23 protein-coding genes are annotated in these 16,440 nt (G+C 69.5%); 9 read left to right on the top strand and 14 right to left on the bottom strand.

Going from position 1 to position 16,440, the window contains the following annotated elements:
• The first annotated feature begins 191 nt into the window (after positions 1 to 191).
• Together ABZ842_RS16940 and ABZ842_RS16935 are read left to right on the top strand one after the other, a co-directional pair.
• Positions 192 to 743, top strand: coding sequence for a sigma-70 family RNA polymerase sigma factor (locus tag ABZ842_RS16940; RefSeq protein ID WP_361537457.1), 552 nt, complete (start codon positions 192 to 194; stop codon positions 741 to 743).
• 661 nt (positions 744 to 1,404) lie between these two features.
• Entirely contained in the window at positions 1,405 to 2,031 is a 627-nt protein-coding gene (locus ABZ842_RS16935) for a GntR family transcriptional regulator (RefSeq protein ID WP_361537456.1), read from the top strand.
• A gap of 248 nt (positions 2,032 to 2,279) precedes the next feature.
• Here ABZ842_RS16935 and ABZ842_RS16930 read toward each other — a convergent pair whose 3' ends face one another.
• The 4 genes from ABZ842_RS16930 to ABZ842_RS16915 form a co-directional block, all read right to left on the bottom strand.
• Positions 2,280 to 2,609 (bottom strand): hypothetical protein, encoded by a 330-nt coding sequence (locus tag ABZ842_RS16930; RefSeq protein WP_361537455.1) that lies wholly within the window; start codon positions 2,607 to 2,609, stop codon positions 2,280 to 2,282.
• Positions 2,602 to 3,084, bottom strand: a complete 483-nt coding sequence (locus ABZ842_RS16925; protein WP_361537454.1) for a hypothetical protein — start codon at positions 3,082 to 3,084, stop codon at positions 2,602 to 2,604. The genes ABZ842_RS16930 and ABZ842_RS16925 overlap by 8 nt, the downstream gene beginning before the upstream one ends.
• The gene (locus ABZ842_RS16920) at positions 3,081 to 3,479 is read right to left on the bottom strand and encodes a hypothetical protein (protein ID WP_361537453.1); all 399 of its coding nucleotides are present in this window, start codon (positions 3,477 to 3,479) and stop codon (positions 3,081 to 3,083) included. The genes ABZ842_RS16925 and ABZ842_RS16920 overlap by 4 nt, the downstream gene beginning before the upstream one ends.
• Before the next feature lie 90 nt (positions 3,480 to 3,569).
• Positions 3,570 to 4,781: a helix-turn-helix domain-containing protein gene (locus ABZ842_RS16915; RefSeq protein ID WP_361537452.1), complete on the bottom strand. Its 1,212-nt coding sequence runs from the start codon at positions 4,779 to 4,781 to the stop codon at positions 3,570 to 3,572.
• A 100-nt stretch (positions 4,782 to 4,881) separates the two neighbouring features.
• On the opposite strand from ABZ842_RS16915, the gene ABZ842_RS16910 reads away from it, so the two are divergent.
• Genes ABZ842_RS16910 through ABZ842_RS16900 form a run of 3 tightly spaced genes read left to right on the top strand, consistent with a single transcriptional unit; the run spans position 4,882 to position 6,026 of the window.
• Entirely contained in the window at positions 4,882 to 5,550 is a 669-nt protein-coding gene (locus ABZ842_RS16910) for an HAD hydrolase-like protein (protein WP_361537451.1), read from the top strand.
• A gap of 9 nt (positions 5,551 to 5,559) precedes the next feature.
• Complete coding sequence (locus ABZ842_RS16905; protein WP_361537450.1) at positions 5,560 to 5,769, top strand: hypothetical protein; 210 nt, start codon at positions 5,560 to 5,562, stop codon at positions 5,767 to 5,769.
• A gap of 44 nt (positions 5,770 to 5,813) precedes the next feature.
• Positions 5,814 to 6,026, top strand: coding sequence for a hypothetical protein (locus ABZ842_RS16900; protein WP_361537449.1), 213 nt, complete (start codon positions 5,814 to 5,816; stop codon positions 6,024 to 6,026).
• A gap of 904 nt (positions 6,027 to 6,930) precedes the next feature.
• Here the strand turns inward: ABZ842_RS16900 and ABZ842_RS16895 are convergent.
• Together ABZ842_RS16895 and ABZ842_RS16890 are read right to left on the bottom strand one after the other, a co-directional pair.
• Positions 6,931 to 7,110: a hypothetical protein gene (locus ABZ842_RS16895; RefSeq protein WP_361537448.1), complete on the bottom strand. Its 180-nt coding sequence runs from the start codon at positions 7,108 to 7,110 to the stop codon at positions 6,931 to 6,933.
• A 320-nt stretch (positions 7,111 to 7,430) separates the two neighbouring features.
• On the bottom strand, positions 7,431 to 8,123 hold the full coding sequence (locus ABZ842_RS16890) for a SpoIIE family protein phosphatase (RefSeq protein ID WP_361537447.1): 693 nt from the start codon (positions 8,121 to 8,123) through the stop codon (positions 7,431 to 7,433).
• 115 nt (positions 8,124 to 8,238) lie between these two features.
• Between ABZ842_RS16890 and ABZ842_RS16885 the strand changes: the two genes are divergently transcribed.
• The 4 genes from ABZ842_RS16885 (at position 8,239) to ABZ842_RS16870 (ending at position 9,809) form a co-directional block, all read left to right on the top strand.
• Positions 8,239 to 8,421 (top strand): hypothetical protein, encoded by a 183-nt coding sequence (locus ABZ842_RS16885; RefSeq protein ID WP_361537446.1) that lies wholly within the window; start codon positions 8,239 to 8,241, stop codon positions 8,419 to 8,421.
• Positions 8,418 to 8,729, top strand: coding sequence for a hypothetical protein (locus tag ABZ842_RS16880; protein ID WP_361537445.1), 312 nt, complete (start codon positions 8,418 to 8,420; stop codon positions 8,727 to 8,729). The genes ABZ842_RS16885 and ABZ842_RS16880 overlap by 4 nt, the downstream gene beginning before the upstream one ends.
• 367 nt (positions 8,730 to 9,096) lie before the next feature.
• On the top strand, positions 9,097 to 9,516 hold the full coding sequence (locus ABZ842_RS16875) for a hypothetical protein (RefSeq protein WP_361537444.1): 420 nt from the start codon (positions 9,097 to 9,099) through the stop codon (positions 9,514 to 9,516).
• Complete coding sequence (locus ABZ842_RS16870) at positions 9,513 to 9,809, top strand: hypothetical protein (protein ID WP_361537443.1); 297 nt, start codon at positions 9,513 to 9,515, stop codon at positions 9,807 to 9,809. The genes ABZ842_RS16875 and ABZ842_RS16870 overlap by 4 nt, the downstream gene beginning before the upstream one ends.
• Before the next feature lie 287 nt (positions 9,810 to 10,096).
• Here the strand turns inward: ABZ842_RS16870 and ABZ842_RS16865 are convergent, their stop codons facing one another.
• From ABZ842_RS16865 to ABZ842_RS16830, 8 genes are all read right to left on the bottom strand, one after another.
• Positions 10,097 to 10,429, bottom strand: coding sequence for a hypothetical protein (locus ABZ842_RS16865; RefSeq protein ID WP_361537442.1), 333 nt, complete (start codon positions 10,427 to 10,429; stop codon positions 10,097 to 10,099).
• Between the two features lie 10 nt (positions 10,430 to 10,439).
• A complete protein-coding gene (locus ABZ842_RS16860) occupies positions 10,440 to 10,841 on the bottom strand; it encodes a hypothetical protein (RefSeq protein ID WP_361537441.1) in 402 nt (133 codons plus the stop codon).
• Between the two features lie 3 nt (positions 10,842 to 10,844).
• Positions 10,845 to 11,093: a hypothetical protein gene (locus ABZ842_RS16855; RefSeq protein WP_361537440.1), complete on the bottom strand. Its 249-nt coding sequence runs from the start codon at positions 11,091 to 11,093 to the stop codon at positions 10,845 to 10,847.
• A 15-nt stretch (positions 11,094 to 11,108) separates the two neighbouring features.
• Positions 11,109 to 11,885 carry an N-acetylmuramoyl-L-alanine amidase gene (locus tag ABZ842_RS16850; RefSeq protein WP_361537439.1) on the bottom strand — a complete coding sequence of 259 codons (777 nt, stop codon included), beginning with the start codon at positions 11,883 to 11,885 and terminating at the stop codon, positions 11,109 to 11,111.
• 84 nt (positions 11,886 to 11,969) lie between these two features.
• The gene (locus tag ABZ842_RS16845; RefSeq protein ID WP_361537438.1) at positions 11,970 to 12,482 is read right to left on the bottom strand and encodes an H-type lectin domain-containing protein; all 513 of its coding nucleotides are present in this window, start codon (positions 12,480 to 12,482) and stop codon (positions 11,970 to 11,972) included.
• A 10-nt stretch (positions 12,483 to 12,492) separates the two neighbouring features.
• Positions 12,493 to 13,110 (bottom strand): hypothetical protein, encoded by a 618-nt coding sequence (locus ABZ842_RS16840; RefSeq protein ID WP_361537437.1) that lies wholly within the window; start codon positions 13,108 to 13,110, stop codon positions 12,493 to 12,495.
• A complete protein-coding gene (locus tag ABZ842_RS16835) occupies positions 13,107 to 14,198 on the bottom strand; it encodes a DUF5047 domain-containing protein (protein ID WP_361537436.1) in 1,092 nt (363 codons plus the stop codon). Before ABZ842_RS16835 ends, ABZ842_RS16840 begins: the two co-directional genes overlap by 4 nt.
• 2 nt (positions 14,199 to 14,200) lie before the next feature.
• Positions 14,201 to 16,396, bottom strand: a complete 2,196-nt coding sequence (locus ABZ842_RS16830; protein WP_361537435.1) for a hypothetical protein — start codon at positions 16,394 to 16,396, stop codon at positions 14,201 to 14,203.
• Positions 16,397 to 16,440: the final 44 nt, after the last annotated feature.

Below are 16,440 nucleotides of genomic sequence, written 5' to 3'. Positions count from 1 at the left end.
CCGCTTCCCCGGCCGTCCGGATCCGGCCGCCCGTTCGCCGCACCACTCGCCGCGGCAAGCGACCGCTCGCCGACGACCGCGCCCGGTCTTCTGTCCCTCGCCGTGCAGATGGGTTCGGATACGCCACAACCCCGAATGCACGACCCCCCGATCGCCCCGACCGACAACGAGCACGCGAAAGGGTGTTGGCCATGACGACGGCGACCGCGACCGCTTCCTCGACCGCCGACGAGGGGACCATCGTCGATCTGCAGCGCCAGCACGGACCGGCGTTGCTCAGCTTCCTCCAGGGTCTGACCTACGGCGATCAGCAACGGGCCGAGGACCTGCTCCAGGAGACCCTGGTGCGGGCCTGGCAGCACCCCGAGGCGTTCGACGGCCCCTACGAGTCCATGCGCCCGTGGCTGTTCACCGTGGGACGCCGGCTGGCGATCGACGCCCGCCGCTCCCGGCTCGCCCGGCCCACCGAGATCGGCGACGGCGTGCTGGCCACCACCCCCGACCCCTGCGACGTCACCGAGACCGCCGTGGCGCAACTCGACGTGCGCGCCGCCGTCGGCACCCTCAGCGACGACCACCGCGCGGTCCTGGACCGCCTCTACTTCCAGGGACTCAGCGTCAACGAAGCCGCCGAGTCCCTGGGCATCCCCCCGGGCACGGTCAAGTCGCGTACGCACTATGCGCTGCGCGCACTCGCCCGCTGTCTACCCGGATATGCGCGCCCCGGACGCGCGGCGGCCTGACCCGCACGGCCGGCCCCCCGCCCCGTCCCGGCCGTGCCGCTGCGCCCCGCCCCTCCCCACCTCCCGGTCCGACCCGCCAGCACCGGTCGCCCCGCTGGCACCGCCTCCCCCCGGGGCCACGGCCGGGGACCGCAAAGTGCGTAACGTCACGGTGAAGTTGAGTAGATTGACGCCTCTATCGACATCACCTGAGGTTCCTCTGGAAACGCACTGGTCAACCACCTCCACGTGATTTTGGCGTGGACATAGATGGTCGTTTCGTGGACATGAGTGACCATGATCGTTTCCCAGTCGTTTCCCAGCTCCTCGCCCGGAGACATGAGACCGGGGCCGGACCGTCACGCCCTTGGAGGCAGTGAAGACGGTCCGACCCCGGCACCATGCCCAACGAATGCCTCGTACACCGATCACGGCATGCGGTTCACTCGATCGGGTGGTTACCCGCCGCGCTTCGACGGGTAACCCGGGGCGCTCCATGGTCGCGGGGTACGACGACCGTGGAGCGCCCCATCGGCGGAGGCGGCCTGAGTCGCCCCGCCGACTTCTCCAGTTTTCACGTGTCGCTGGCATATCCAGAGTGCCGGATCCGCCCTGGATATATCCAGACGTTCCGATCCTTCTAGGTTCAGACCTCAGGTAACGATCTACGCCAGGGGTCCTGATGAGCGATGCAGCACACCGCCGCATCGCCTCCGACATCCACAGCCGCATCGATCAAGGCGAGTGGTACCCCGGCGACGCCCTTCCGTCGCGCGCCGAGATGGCTGTCCAGTACGGAGTTCACCCTCAAACCATTCGCCTTGCGTACGTCCTGCTGCGTCGCACCGGCGTTCTCGACGGAGAAGAGCGGAAGCGGGTCACCGTGGCCCATGCTCCTGCCATGCGCACCCTCACGGACGCCGACGCGGACTGGCCCTACGGGACGGAGACCACCGACACCAGGCCGCGGCCCGCGACTGCGGAACTGGCCGCCAGGCTCCAGGTTCGTGAAGGCGCGCTGCTGCGGCACGAACTGGTGGAGTGCCTGGACCCTGGAGGGCGATCCGCCATGCTGATCTCCTCCTGGTGGCGAGGGCGCCGGAAACCACATGTCGACTACGTGGTCGAGGTGGGAACGGTGCCCGTTGAAGAAGACCATGCTCACGCCCTGGGGTTGCTGGTGGACTCGGTGGCGTATCGGCTGGTGCGCACGCGTCTCGATGCGCTGGGACATCCCGTGGAGACCGCTGATCTGATCCTCCCGACAGACCGGTGGCTCATCCGCCTCTGCGGAGCAAGCCAGAAGTAGACCCCCGGAGCGGGTGGTTCGCGTGCCGGCGGGGATCGCCGGCACACGGAGATCAGGGACGTCGTCCGTACCGGCGCAGTACGCCACCAGCGATCCGGCCACTCGGCTGCGGCGCTCGCCGCGGCGGCCGACATCCGGGGTGCGCGTACGAGTCCGGTCTCGCTCCCGAGGCGGAGAAGCCATCCGCGACCCGGTTCTCATCACAGCGGGGAACGGGCCCTTCGCAGTACACGCAGTACTCCACGCCGCTACCCACGGACCGTCCGCCCTTCCGTGACGGCGTAGCCGATAAGGCCCTTCGCGTGGTTCGCCAACTGCATCAGGTACTCGCCGGGCGGCGCGCTCTCGGGGTCGTCGGCTGCGGCCAGAGCGCGCTGAACGTCGCGGGCGACACACTGCTGCTCGTCACCGCCGAGGCTCCGGGCGTATTCCTCGGCCGGGTCGGCGAGGGCGGCGATGTGGGACCGCAGTCGGTCGCGCAGGGCCGTTTCCTTCTCCGGCAGGGCCTGTGCCACTGTCCACGCCAGGTGCACATCACGGGCGATGTCCACCAAGCTCGCACGCACACGCTCAGCCACGGTCGGCTCCCAGCCGGTTGAGCCGCGCGAGCGCTTCGGTGCCGAGCAGGGTGTCCTCGGCTGCGTCGGCGAGCTCCTTGGCGTGCTCGGGGCAGCCGTACACGGGGCGGTCAGGGCCCGAGCCGGTGGGCAACGTCGCGACGAGGGCGACGCCGCGGCTCGTGCCGCACCTGCTACACGCCGCGTTCAGGTCGACGACCGCAGCCACGTCGCCACCCGCGCCGTTCTCGATCTGGTGGAGCAGGCTACCGGGCACCGGGACGACGCGGAAGGCGCGCACCAGGGTTCCGCAGTAGCGACGGTGCGTCGGCTGCTGACCGGTGTGGGTGAGCGCCCACAGGTCGGCGTCGACCTGCTGCTCCATCGGGCCAGAGGTTTCCCCGCACTCGCACGTCATCGCGTACGCGGGCGCCGCAGCGTCCTCGTCGGGGTCCAGCCGCAGCGACGCAAAAGCGAACAGCCGGCGGCTGGTCACCGAGACCCCCTCGTATCGGGGAGGGCGCTGAGGAGCTCGTTCAGCGCGTCCCGCAGGACGTCGAGGTCGGTGAGGTTGATCGCGCCGTCGGCTCCCGGAGGGACTAGCCAGTAGGGGCCGGGAGGATGGAGGCGATCGGCAGGGGGGATCAATACGAAGGCTGCTCGCCTCAGGGCGGACGTCTGCGCCACGTGCCAGTCGTAGGTGCTGCCGGCGACAACGAAGAAGTGCAGCGCAGGGTCGGGGCGGCTCGGCGCCACCACGAGAGAACCCGGGTCCAGGCGGTCGAGTGCTTGGAGACCGAGGTGGCGGCTGACGCGGACCACGTCCCAGTCGACGCCGGCTTCGACGAGGTGCGTGCCGTTGGAGCCGGGGAGTACCGGTGCTGTTCTCACGGCGGTCCCTTCACGTTGGTGTCCCGCGAAGGTAGGGCCGCCCCGGCCTGGCGACCCGAACTCACAGTTCGGGTATGCCCGGAGTTCGGGTCAGACGCCGAGACGCTCGGCGAGCTGGTCGACGGGGCGCCGGTACGAGGGCCGGGCGCGCTTTTGCAGGTCGGCCAGCATCAGCAACGCCGCAGGGCTACGCACCAAGTCCTCCGCCGACAGCTCCTCCAACCTCAGCAGGTGCACCAGGACCGCGGCGTCGTCGCGGCGTATGGCGCAGCACCGAGCCACCTCCATAGTGAACGTGAACTCCCGCTCGTGCGAGGCAAGAGCGCTGGTGTCGACCAGGTCGGCGAGGCGCAGGGCCTCGGCCGCCTCGCCGGCCAGCATCTCGATACTGATCGCGTGCAGGATGATGTTCGTCGGCCCGAACACGGTCCGCCCGACGTTCCCTTCGCCGGCCTGCTTCGCGAGGGGCACCGCGGTCTTCTCCAGCCTGTCTCGCGCCTGCCACCAGCGTTGTCGCCGTGCATCGGAGACGACGGAGACCAGCTCCAGAGCGCCTTGCATCGCCAGTGCATCTGGCGTGCCGCCCGCAGGAGCGCGGCGCAGCTCGGCGACCGCAGCCTGTGCGACCTCCCCTGCTTCTTCGATCGTTTCACCGCGTGGGTCTGCGAGGAGGGCGTGTCCGAGGTTCCAGGCAGCTGCGGCGATTCGGATGGGGTCGTCGGCGTCCTCCGCTGCCTGCCGAGCCCGGTCGGCGACCATCAGGGAGAGGTCCAGGCGGCCGGCCCGTCGGCAATATGAGCGCAGCAGGCCGTACAGGTCGGCGGCGACTCGCAGGGTCTCACGGCGGGCAGTTGCATCGGCGTCCCGGCGGCGGGCGCGAACCGCGTGCTCTGTGTCCTGGATCAGAGCGGGGAGGATATCGGCGATGTCCGTGAAGCGCTGCGGCGAGGACTGCCAGGTCTGCCACGCGTTCTCGACGCGCTCACGGAGTGCTGCGGGTGCCACCGGCTCGGCGGTGCGGCACGGTCCGTAGCCGAGCAGTGCTCGCGCCACTTCGGGCGCCACGGTCAGCGGAGCGGATGCCTGCGGTACGGGCTCCTCCGCCAGCAGCGCCGCGACAGGAACGCCGAGTTCAGCGGCGAGCTTGGTCAGCACGTCAGCCGACGGCGTCTTGTGCCCGTTCTCGATCTGGGACAGGTAGCGCTCGGAGATCCCGACCAGCCCGGCGATCGCGGCCTGGCTTCGGCCGGTCCGGCGCCGGTATCTAACGACGCGCTTGCCTAGGGGAAGTCGTACCGTCATCGTGCACCTCCGCTGCGGTGCCGCCAGCGTACGCAGGATGACAAGAGCCGGCACGGATGGTGCACGATCGAGTGGACCCATCCGAACAGGGGAGGCGACCATGCTGGTGCTGTGGGACATCGATCACACCCTCATCGCGACACGCGGCGTCGGACGCGAGCTGTCTGCCGCGGCGTTCGAGGCGGTGACGGGCGTACCGATGCGGCAGCAGGCGAAGATCGACGGGATCACCGAGCCGGTCATCTTCCGGGAGACGGCCCGCCTTCACGGACTCGACGTCGACCGCCGCGACTTCGAGCGGTTCGCCGCCGCACTGGCCGACCAGCATCTGAAGCACGGCGCCGCCCTACGAGAGCGCGGTCATGCGCTCGCCGGGGCTGCCGCAGCGCTGGACACTCTCGCCGCAGATGGGATCGCCCAGACCGTCGTGACTGGCAACGTGCGCCGCGTCGCAGAGATCAAGTTGTCCGTGTTCGGGCTGGACCAGCACATGCAGTGGGGCCTCGGCGCCTACGGCGAAGACGCCGAAGAGCGCCCGGATCTCGTGCGGCTCGCACTCGATCGCGCCCGCGTCCCAGCCGAGGACGCCGTCCTAATTGGCGACACCCCCGCCGACGTCGCGGGTGCACGAGCGCACGGTGTCCGGGTCATCGCCGTCGCCACAGGGCGAAGCGCCGAGGACCAGTTGGTGGCGGCCGGCGCGGACGTCGTACTGGCCGACCTCGCTGACACGGATCGGGTCGTCGAGCTCGTCACGCGGGGCGCTTAAGATCGGCCCGTGGCTGCTATCGAACTTACGGACGAGCTAATCGCGCTGGAGCGGAACGCCTGGGTCGAGATCCAGGCCGGCGCCCTCACGATCCCCACCGCCACCGCGGTGCAGGCAGGCATCACGGCACACGCCGCGGCTACCGGGCAGTCGCGGTACGTCGTGGAGAAGGCGTTGAAGCAGCGGGTGCGGCACGACGTCGAGTGCCCTGAGGGCTGACCGCCCGGGGTGCTACGGGAGCCGGCCGGGCGCATCCTTGAGGCATGGTTGCACCCGTCGTCGTCCACCGGCCCAGCCCCAGCGGTGGGCGCAGGGTTACTGTGCGCAACAGCATCCTGGGCGTCGCGTACTCGGATGCCGATTTGATCGAGTTCCTGCGCGCTGCTGGGCTCGACCACGCCGAAGCGCTCGTCGGCAGTGACACCACCATGATCGAATGGCGGGGTGGAAGGGCACACCAGTACGACACATCCTAGGAACGTTCCTGGGATGAAGCCGTTGGACCACCCGGTGACGTCACTAGGTGCTTGGCGCGAGACCACTGCGTCACGTGTCGCAGTGGTGGTGGAGGCCAGTGACTCACGTGAGTAGGTGCTCGACCCCGAGGTTACCGCGTCACCCGACACGACACCCCACCCCCCATATGGGTGAATGGGCGTGGCCGTCGGGCCAATTCGGTCGTTCGCCAGATGTGGTTTTCAACCTGTTGAATACTACGACCGGCTAGCGCCGGTAGTTTAAGGGTGTAGTAAATGTGGGCAGCGTGCAGCCTGCCCGCCGCCCAGGGGGACGACGGGCAGACTCGATGGGGAGGGAGTGGCATGGCTAGCTATCGGCGCCACCACCCCCGAACCTTGGTGGTGGCGTTCGCGACCTCGGGTACCGGCGACGAAGAGGGGCCCGGATCTCCCTTGCGTCGATCGTGCTCGTCCTCTTCGTCCTTCGAGCCACCCGCAGGAGACTGCGGGTCAGGGGGCGTTGGCAACGCGACCTCCTGTTGAAGGGCGTCGCGCAGCTCGACTTGTCTGCCAGGACCCAGCGAGCTGCGCGACGCCTGACTGGTGTTTTCGCAACACCTAACGGCGCGCAGCCGCACGGAGGCACTACTGACCACTCATATGAATTGATCTAGCCACGATCGGTTGACGGGCCCTGGTTCCTTGACCCGCTTTGGCCACGGCGTCACGCAGCGAGGCCACCGCAACCCCGCGACGGCGGGGCCCACTTCGCCCCGAGACGGAAACACGGACCACCCCCGCGCGGCGGGGACTTCACGTGGCTCTCCGCGGCCCACCATGGCGAAACGGGACCACCCCCGCGACGGCGGGGCGCCACCCCCGTTGCGCAGCACCGTGCACCCAGGCGCCGCAACAAGGCCATTCAGTCGACCAGATTGCCGAGGATCGCGAAGGCAATGAACATGACCACGTAGAAGATCACCCAGAATCTCGTATCCCGGCCACGGGAGCGATAGGGCTGGCGGGCTCTCGCAAGGACGGCCTCCTCTTCTCTGCGCGCCTCCAGTCGTCGACGCAGCTCCGGATTCACGTGGTCGTCCAATGCGGCACCCCCTTTGCGCTGAGTGTGCCGCGCGAGCTCCAACTTGTCTGCGGAACTCACAGAGAGGCCCCGCGTCCGCCCGCGGGGCCGCGCCATTGCACCGGCAGAGACTTCGACCAGCTCCTGAACGCACCCGGCGACCGCCTCCCCATCCTCACCGCAGGTGAGACCGTGGCCGCGATCGCCCTGCTGCGTGTACTCGCCGAGGCACCCGGCACCGACGAAGCCACCGCCACGGCAGCCGCCAAGCTCTGGGAGCAACTGGCCCGCCGGCTGCCGCGTACCTGACCAGGCGCCGCCTCAGCCGGCGGCCGTCCACGTCACCGCGCAAACGCAACGATCACGACCGCGGTCGCGTCGTCCCGGCGCCCTCGCTCGTCCGGCTCGGCAGCGGCGACGATCGCGTCCACCAGGGCCTGCGGGTTGTCGGCGTGCTCCAGCACCAGCGTCTCCAGCGTGCCGTGCTCGACTTGGTCCACCACACCATCGGAAACGAGCAGCAGCAGTTCGTCGCGCGGGACGGACGTCACGGCAACGTTCGTCGCGGTCGAGGTGCTGAGCGCGATCCTCACCCAGTTGTCGTGCTTGATCGCCCGGCCCTCGTCGTCGTTGATGCGCAGGAACTCGCCCATGCTCTGCGGCGTGCTGCGGCGCAGCAACTGCTTGCCGTTCCACGAGAGCGCGACACAATCGCCCACCCACGCGAGCCGCGTCTCGTCCGGCTCGACGACAGCAAGGACCGCGACACCGTCCGGCTCCGGCTCGTCGCCGGCGCCCGGGTCGGCCACGAGGGCAGCGGCGGCGAGAATGCCGGCGAGCGCACCCTTCTGCGAGCCCACCCGCACCGCGGTCTCCGCGCACAACATGCCCACCCGCGGTGCGGTCGGGGCGTGGCCGATCATGTCGACGACGGCCGCCGCCAGGGTCCCGTCGGCTGCGGTGAAAGCCGCCGCGCTGTCGGCGTTGTTGGTGCCGGTGCCCTGCCGGGATGCCGTCGCGATCGTGATGCCCATGTGGACTCTCCCCCAAGTTCTTCGTGACGGCGACCGTACCGAGAAAACGTGACAGATCTCTGACGAACCCCAGGATCAACCACGGTCAAGAGCAGGCGGCCGTAACGTCGTTGGCATGCCAACCCTCCGTCTCATGGGCTCCGACACCAGCGACGTCACCACCACCGCAGACGCCGTCGTCAAGGCCCTCCGCGCCGCACCAGACCTGATCGTCGGGGACGTATCCACCCCCGTCCCCAACCGCCGCGGCACCGGCTGCCGCATCTACATCGAGGTCATCACCCAGGAGGAGTCGTGACGCACCTGATCATCCCCGGTCTGAAGGTCACCCACGACATGTACGAGGCCACCCGCGCTGCGCTCGCCAAGCAGGTACCGGACCGGCCGCCGCTCGCGTGGGAGCACTTCGTCGCGCCGGCGGGGTGGACGCTCGTGCCCGACGAGGACGGCGAGGCGTACAAAGCGGAACTGACCCTCCTCAACACGATCGAGCGCACCCTGCGCGCCAACATCTGGTATGCGCCCGACCTCCGCGGCGGCCGGCAGTCCCAGCCGCACTCGCACCCGTGGGCATTCGACGCGCACGTCCTCCTCGGGCGGGTATAACGAAGACCGCTACACACCCGGCGAGGGCTCCGTGCGGGCCGACCGCGGCGTCGAGCACGCCGCCGGTGGCGTCAACACCGTGTCGCGCGAGGTGTATCACGAGGTCACCCGTATCCATGAGCCCGGGAGCACGCTCACCCTGATGGTCTGCGGGCGAGGGCAGCGCGGCGCCTGGGGCTACCTGGACACGGCCACCGGTGAGCACCAGGCCACCACGCCAGACCCTGGCTTCATGGGCCGTCTTCGAGCTCTTAATCCCCATCACTGCTGGTAGATCCACGTGTCAGGTGCCGAACAGCACCCCACCACGTACGCAACTCTTGACATCACTCCTTGACTGCATGTCTTGACTTGCTACCTTGAGTTCATGAAAACGTACGCCCTGACGATGCGCGTCCAAGCGGACCGCGACGTCGGCCCCGAGCGGATCAGCGAGGAGATCTACGACAGATGCTCCGACGTCCGGTTCGGGTTCGACATCACCGCAGTTCAGGAAGTGGAAGGCGTCAACCCCACGTTCCTGGACCGCATCTACGACTCGCTGGTCCACTTCAACAAGACGAACCATTGGGACGCGCTGCGCCTCGCACCGATGCGTCACCACCTCGCCGAACACCTGGCCAGTGATCTACAGAACTACTACCGCACCGAAATCTTCACCGAGGCGATCGAGGCCGCACGTGACGAGTACCTGAACGACGACACCGGCACTCTGGCGGACGAGGCGTTCAACCAGGCCGTGTCTGACGTGGTCGCTGCGATCCGTGCACGGCTGGAGGGAAAGTGAGCAAGCGGCTCCTCCCGAACGGCTTCTGCTGGTGCGGCTGTGGCAAGGAGGTCGGCATCGGACGCTTCTTCGCCCAGGGCCACGACAAGGTCGCCGAGGCCGCTTTGATGGCTGTCCGGTACAAGGCGTCGGTGCCTCACCTGCTCGCCGAGCACGGATTTGGCCCCGAGAATTCGGTGACCGAGGCCGCAGTCGCTGGCGGAGGCTGGGAGAAGTGTCCGTATGGCTGCGGATATGTCGGAGCGCCGGCCAGCGTCCGTAACCACGTCAATCGCTACCGCAAGGGGGACTGATGCACAGGGCTGGAGACTGCCGAGGCGTCTGCGCCTGCGACGCACCCTCGGCATGACGAAGCGCCCCGCCATCGACCCGAAGGTCGAGGCGGGGCAGTGTCACGCTGCCGGAGGAACAGGCGACGGCCCGGGTGCCGATGGCGGCGCGGGATGCGGATCCAGTACCCCCATCTCCTCCAGCGTCGCCCGGTCCGCTGTCTCGTGATGCACCTCCGGTTCCACCGGCCGCTCGGTCGGCACCTCATCCGGTTCGGTCTGCTCCGTCGGGGACTCGCTCATTTCGCTCCTCACGTCTCGATGTGCAGGTACTCGCGGGCCGCGTCCGGTACCGGCTGTGGCGGCGCCGGCGGCTCCAGGCCCGCTCGCCGTATGTAGCCGTACAAGGTGCGGACCCACGACTCCAGGTAGCGGATCGTCTCCCGCTGCCCCACCGCCCGCTCCTCCAGGACCCCGATCCGCTGCTCCTGGCGGGCGATGTCCCGCTCCATGCGCTCCGTGATCGCCGTGAAGTCGTCCCGGCGCTCCTGCCTGCGGGTCCTTCGCGCCGATCTCGCGGCCACCACCCCACCCGCGGTGCCCACCAGCGCGAGCACCGCCTGCACCCACGTCTCCATCGTCATCTGGTCGTGCCTATCTCTCCGAGCGCGGCGGCTCCGGCCACCCCGCGACCACGGCGCACCCGGCGCCCACCGCGGCCCAGATCGCCGCTGCGATCCAGCCCCGCGAGTACTCGCCCCCCGCCCACGCCGCGGCGTACGACAGCGCCCACAGCACCAGCATCACCGTGAGCGCCGCGAACCCCGGCCAATCCCGCCCGGTCGGCTTCCACGCCGCAACGACGGCCACCACGCCGGCGACGATCCAGCACCACGCCCACACGTCCATCGGCGCCAAGGCCAGCACGTGTCGAAGGCCGCGGGTGTCCGGCACTGGCTGCACGAGCAGCCCAGCCCCGTACAGCACCCACACGGTGCCGAGACAGACGAGGTAGGCGCCGCGGCGGCCGAGGCGGGACCGCGCCCGCCGCAGCACTGGCTACACCCCCGGGGCTGATGAGGCGGAGTTCTTATCGCCGATCACGCGGGCTACAAGGCCCTTCAGCAGCGAGCCGGCCGCCGCTAGGCCAGCCGCACCGACGGTTTCCCAGAAGGAAGCGGACAGCATGTCCGCAGGTCCAGCCGCGAGCGCGACGGCAGCCGAGGCAGTGAGAAAGGTCCATACGACGCGTTCTGCCAGGTCGCGGGCGTAGATGGAGGCGGTCTTCGTTATGGCGATGCGGTCCATGGTCTCTCCGATGCTTCAGAACTTGATCTTGCGGCCGATGCTGAGGTCGGCACCGTTCAGCCGGCGCAGCCGTTCGACACTGGTGTCGTGGAGGTCGCCGATGCTGGCCCAGGTTTCGTCGGGGTTTACGACGTGGATTTGGTAGGTGGGCTTCGGCGCGGGCGGCTTCGGCCCCGGCTTGCCGGCCAGCCGGCGGGCGATCCGCTCGCGCAGGTCGGGCATGCCGAAGCCTCGCGGGTCGACCTTCCCCAACTGCCACTCCAGGTGGCCGATGACGCTCTTCGCGCTCCAGCCGTGCGCGCGGCACAGAGCTGCCGCGGCCCGCTCGATCGCGTCCAGCTGGGCCTCGGGCCAGGGGTCCTTGCCGTTGCCGAGGTTGACGCACTCGAAGCCGTAGAAGCGAGCGTTGCCATCGACACCGTCGACGTTGCCCTTCTTCGGCGCCGTCGGTCGGGTGGTGTAGGACTCGGCGATCACCTGGTCGAGGACCCTAGGGTCGCCGCCGCCTGCGTGGTTCGTCCGGCCGTAGCCGACGAGGTGCACCGTCCCGTCCTTCGGCACCACCCCGTGGCACAGGGGACCCGGCAGGTCGGCGTGCCCGCGGCGGCACAGGTCGACCGACGCCTGCGTGCCGGAGGACACGGTGTGGTGGATCATCACGCCGTGCACCGGGCCCCACGGGCGCCCGGACCCGGTGCGGGTGTGGGTCTGCCAGCCGCCGACCTCGACGACGCGGACGCCCTCGGCGCGAAGAGCCGCCTCGAAAGCTGCGGCTGTAAGTGGTGTGGCCATGGGTACTCCAGACGTGCAGAAGCCCCGGGCCAGCGGCGCCGGGGCAGACGGAGAGGAGAGAGGAGGCCGTCGTCGACTTCGGGGTCAGGTCGCCACGGCGATCCACTGGACGTCCACGCCGCTCCAGGTGGAGGGGATGGCGGGGTCGTTGGAGAACACCGCGAGGGAGAAGTTCGTGGCCGTGACGGCGCCGGCTCGTTCGCCCCACCGTGCAGCAGGGGCCCCGAGGTAGTTGATGTTCACCGACACGGAGGGTGTGGTCGGGAACGGGGTCGGAAAGGTGACCGTGGTGGTGTAGGACGTCTGTCCGGTGAAGGAGATGCTGACGCTGCCGCGCTGCACGAGGGCGGAGATCGGAACCCATGCGGATCCGTCGTACCGGTAGACGCGCTTCGTGTCGCTTTGGGTAGAGATCATGCCCTCGACGGGGGCGCCGGCCCCGACGAGTTCGGCGGCGCGTTGGGATGCGGTCGTGAACCGCAGCACGCCGCGCGATACGGCACCGTTGGCGATATTCCTTGCCAGGGTCGCGGCGTCCGGCGGGTCCGTGAGGGAGGCGATCGAGACGCCTTGGCCGTAGTCATCCTCAGCGGGCAAGGGGGCCTCCTCAGAGCAGGCGGTAGCGGCCGAATACGTCGAATTGGGAGTACTTGGTGCCCGTGCCGGGCAACGCCGGGTTGAAGTCGCCGGTGGTGATCGCGCCGCCGGGATCCAGGGTCAGCACGCAGAAGTACCCGGCCGCGACCTGGGCAGTGACACGTACGCGGCTCGCGGGCCGGGCTTCCGCCGGAAGCGTGGCGACCGTCGCACCCGCGGCGAGGGCGCCCGTCATGGAGGCCATGCCGGACAAGCTCGCTGTGCCGTCGTCGTTGATTCGGTAGGCCGGGGTGTAGTAGCCGACGGTGGCCGCCCAGCCGGAGGCGAGCGAGAAGGCGATCCACTGCCCCGCGCCCGTGGCTGCGGTTTCGGCGAGAGCGACCCAATTCCCGGCAGATGACTGCGTGATCACGACCTGATCGCCGGCGCGGGGGAACGAGTACGAGAGGAGACGGCGGGCCGTGATCCCGTCCGTAGTGACGATGGTGCCGTCCGTGTTGACGGTTGCCACCGTCGCGGTGCGCCAGTCCGCGCCCCGTACCCGCGGCGAATCCGCGCTCGCAGCGATGGCCTGGTCGCGGACCGCTGCAGCAATCCGGTCCGTCACGGCCCGAGCGGACGGATTCACGTGCCCTCCTTCGCGCTGATGGTCTGGATTACGAAGTCGCCGCCGACACCCAGGTCGATCGAGAACGACGCGACCTGGTGCAGTTCCTTGGAGCCGTCTGGATAGACGACGCGCAGAACGTCGCCGGGTTCCAGCGCCGGGTTGGGCAGGGCGCTGATGTCTGCGGTCGCGTTCGGCGCGACGCTGGCCCGGAGCTTGAGCGTGGCCGCGGCCGACGCGGAGGCGACGGTGACGATGGTGGAGCTGCTGTAGAAATCGGGGCGGCGGCCGAACGGACCGGACCAGTACGTCGGCGAGCCGGGGTCGTTGTCGACGACGAGCGCCTGCACCGCGGCGGCGCCGGTCTCCGTGTTCTCCCCGCGCACCAACCAGCCGTTCTTCACGCCTTCGGAGCTCATTCCGCGGTTGGCCTGGATGTAGACGCCCCCTTCGCCCGCCGCGATGGTCCACACCGGGGTCGTGGTGGCGATGTCGGGCAGCGGCGCGATGATGAACGTGCCGTCCGCGTCCGAGAACACCTCGCAGCCGATGGCGGCGCCGAGCTCCACGACCGCGGCCCACGGGTCGCCCTCGACGTCCCAGGTACGGGGCCCGATCGGCGCGTCCGTGGCGTTGCTGCTGTCGACCGTGGCGGTGGGGATGCTCCGGCGGATCAGGGCGGTGATCGCCCCGACCGCGGTCCCGGACCCCCGGTAGGGGGCGGTGAACCGGTCGTCGGCGACCACGCACTCCAGGCTCTTGCCGGTCAGGGTCACCGGGCCCATGTCGATGTCGCCCGCGACGCCGTCGACGCGGAACAGGCCGACCGGCACCAGTTCTTGGTACTCCCCCAGCCGGATGCCGCGGCTGATCTGCAGGCGGGCCCCGTAGATCGCGGCCTTGTCCATGCTGGTTAGCGGGATCAGAGCCAGGTCGGCGGACGTGGTGGAGCAGGTGCGGCGGGACTGCTGGGAGCGGTCCACGGTGACTGTGCCACCTGTGATGGGCAAGGTCTCCACCATGCCGTCTGCGCGGTACAGCGTTGCTTGGGTGACCGGGTTGTAGGAGCCCGCGAGGGCTTGGAGGAAGCGATCGGAGACCGGATACACGCTCAGCCTCCGATCGGGCGGTTGAGGAACACGGCCTCCCAGGTGGCGAAGCGGTCCAGCACGTCCTGCCACGTCGCGTTCTCCGTGAGGACGTCCTGCCAGGTGCGGCCCGCGCTTCCGGCGACGCCGACCGTGGTGGGCATGTCGACTTGGGTCAGCGCCAGGGTCCATTCCCGCCACGCCTCGCCCGCGAGCGGCGCGCCGCGGGGCAGAGACGTCTCCGCGACGGAGACGTAGGTGTCCGTTTCGTGGACGCCGGGCACTACTTGCCACAGCAGGATGTTTCCCGAGCTCAGGACCCAGGTGAGGGCGGTGGCTTCCGCATCGGATCGGGTGTAGACGACGAGGTCCCCCTCCAGGCCGCCGCGGACGTCCGAGTGCACGACCGGGTTCTGCCGGCCGTGGACGCGGTACACCGCCTGCTGGATCGGCCGCTTCCACGCCGGAGGCACTTTGACCATGACCTGCAGGTTCCGCTGCGGATAGCCCGGGTCTTTGAGCCAGCACAGGTTGAGGTCGCCGGGGGCCAGGGTGACCGTGGCAGTGGCCCGGGTCGAGGACAGCGCGGTGCCGGTGCGGGTCTCCGCGTAGTAGTACACCGGCACTCCGAGCGGCGCCTCGTAGTCCTCGATCACGACCACATCGGACGCAGACGGCACACCGAGGATCAGACCGTCGGCGCCGCGGACCGGAGTACGGGTCCCGTCAGGGGTGACCCGCCAAATGGAGATCGTGCCCGCGGTGTTGATCTCCCGGAACGTGACCCGGATCGAAGCGGTGGCGTCGTCCGGGACCGCCTCGGTCAACGGCAGCGCCTGCCACAGTGAGACCTTGTCCATCCGCATCACCGATGCCGCGGCGCCCGCGGTGAGGGTGTACTCGATCGCAGCCTGCGTCGCCCCAGCGGGCGCGGTCTGGTCGATCGACAACAACCACCAGCCGGGCGACGGGGGTGTCCCTGGAGATCCGGCGCTGACGCCGAGGTCTGTGCCGGTAGCGGAGTACCAGCGGATTGCCCGCGTCAGTGTCCATGACCCGGCCGTGGTCTTCATGCCGGCCTCGATGCGGAACGACAGCCCCGCCGCGGCAGCGCCGATCGGGTAGCGGCCCGAGCGAATCACGCTGGTGGTGGCCGTCGCCGAAGTGACGGTCATGCAGTACGACGCCTCCAGCGAGTCCGTACCCCACGGCGTGAGGCGAGCGAGGGTCGCCGCGCCCGAGACGACCGTCCAGGCGCCGATGCCCTGCTCGAACCCGCCGTCCGCGTACGGGACAACACTGCCTTCGCGGAACTCCGGGGCGACGGTGATGACCGCGGTATCGGTCCGCAGCACCTGTCCCGCGGTCGCGCCGTCCAGGCCCGCGGCGAGCGTCGCATACGCTGCCCCCGCAGGTGCCACCGCCGATACCCGCTGCCGGTACCAGCCCGTCCCCGGCGCCGCCAAGGTGGCCCGGGTGGCCTGGACCTGGGTGAACGAGGCGTCGTAGAACCTGAGCTCCACCCACGCGGTGCTCCCCGCGGTGGGCGGGTTGAGGTGCAGGTAGCCCAGGTACTCCGTTCCCGGAGTGATCGAAGGCAGGTCCGTGGAGCGGAAACTGGCGTTGCCGGCTGCTGTCACGGTCATCGCCGCGACGTGCCCGCCGACCACGTAGGTGGTGCTGGACCAGGCGACCGCCGGCATCTGCCGAGCCACCGTGGCGTTGGTCGGGACGCCCCACTCCCACCCTGATGCCCGCTCGCTCGTCTCGGCGTTCGCGCTCAGCAGGTTGCCCGTGGTGCGCCACGGCAGACCCAGGTAGACGTTGTCGAAGTACTGCAGCACCCCGGCCCCGGCGGGCGTAGAGGAGAACACGACCTGGGCGTTCGCTGCGCCGGCGGGGGCCCAGTCGGCGACCGCGATCCGGTGCCAGCCCGCTGCCGCCGTGGCCGTTGTCAGCGACCACGTGATGCTCACCTCGGTGTTGCTCGCGGTGAGCCAGCGGATCCCGATCCGCTCCGGCACCGTCGCCCCGGCCGCATCCGCGAAAGCGGAGTACTCGACGCCGGGCACGACCGGGTACGAGGCGACCGTGCGGACCCGCATCTCGCCTGCGGCGACGGACGTCATGAAGAGACAGCCGTCCGTCATGCTGCCGCCGGAGCCGAGACCGATCGTGCAGTTCAGCAGCGGTGTCCAGCCGGAGATGTTAGGGGTCATCGTCGACGTCGTGTCCGACAAGTAGTTCCCGGGGATCCCCATCG

It is taken from the genome of Streptomyces sp. NPDC047315 (genome assembly GCF_040643215.1).
Lineage (GTDB): Bacteria > Actinomycetota > Actinomycetes > Streptomycetales > Streptomycetaceae > Streptomyces.
The sequence above is the reverse complement of the archived record's forward strand: the minus strand, read 5'-3'. Positions and strand labels throughout refer to the sequence as shown.

What these genes read in the sequence shown, in the direction of transcription:
- ABZ842_RS16940 (WP_361537457.1), top strand. Translation starts at nt 192, where the DNA reads ATGACGACGGCGACCGCGACCGCTTCCTCGACCGCCGACGAGGGGACC.
- ABZ842_RS16935 (WP_361537456.1), top strand. Translation starts at nt 1,405, where the DNA reads ATGAGCGATGCAGCACACCGCCGCATCGCCTCCGACATCCACAGCCGC.
- ABZ842_RS16915 (WP_361537452.1), bottom strand. Translation starts at nt 4,781, where the DNA reads ATGACGGTACGACTTCCCCTAGGCAAGCGCGTCGTTAGATACCGGCGC.
- ABZ842_RS16910 (WP_361537451.1), top strand. Translation starts at nt 4,882, where the DNA reads ATGCTGGTGCTGTGGGACATCGATCACACCCTCATCGCGACACGCGGC.
- ABZ842_RS16900 (WP_361537449.1), top strand. Translation starts at nt 5,814, where the DNA reads ATGGTTGCACCCGTCGTCGTCCACCGGCCCAGCCCCAGCGGTGGGCGC.
- ABZ842_RS16890 (WP_361537447.1), bottom strand. Translation starts at nt 8,123, where the DNA reads ATGGGCATCACGATCGCGACGGCATCCCGGCAGGGCACCGGCACCAAC.
- ABZ842_RS16885 (WP_361537446.1), top strand. Translation starts at nt 8,239, where the DNA reads ATGCCAACCCTCCGTCTCATGGGCTCCGACACCAGCGACGTCACCACC.
- ABZ842_RS16875 (WP_361537444.1), top strand. Translation starts at nt 9,097, where the DNA reads ATGAAAACGTACGCCCTGACGATGCGCGTCCAAGCGGACCGCGACGTC.
- ABZ842_RS16865 (WP_361537442.1), bottom strand. Translation starts at nt 10,429, where the DNA reads ATGACGATGGAGACGTGGGTGCAGGCGGTGCTCGCGCTGGTGGGCACC.
- ABZ842_RS16855 (WP_361537440.1), bottom strand. Translation starts at nt 11,093, where the DNA reads ATGGACCGCATCGCCATAACGAAGACCGCCTCCATCTACGCCCGCGAC.
- ABZ842_RS16850 (WP_361537439.1), bottom strand. Translation starts at nt 11,885, where the DNA reads ATGGCCACACCACTTACAGCCGCAGCTTTCGAGGCGGCTCTTCGCGCC.
- ABZ842_RS16830 (WP_361537435.1), bottom strand. Translation starts at nt 16,396, where the DNA reads ATGACCCCTAACATCTCCGGCTGGACACCGCTGCTGAACTGCACGATC.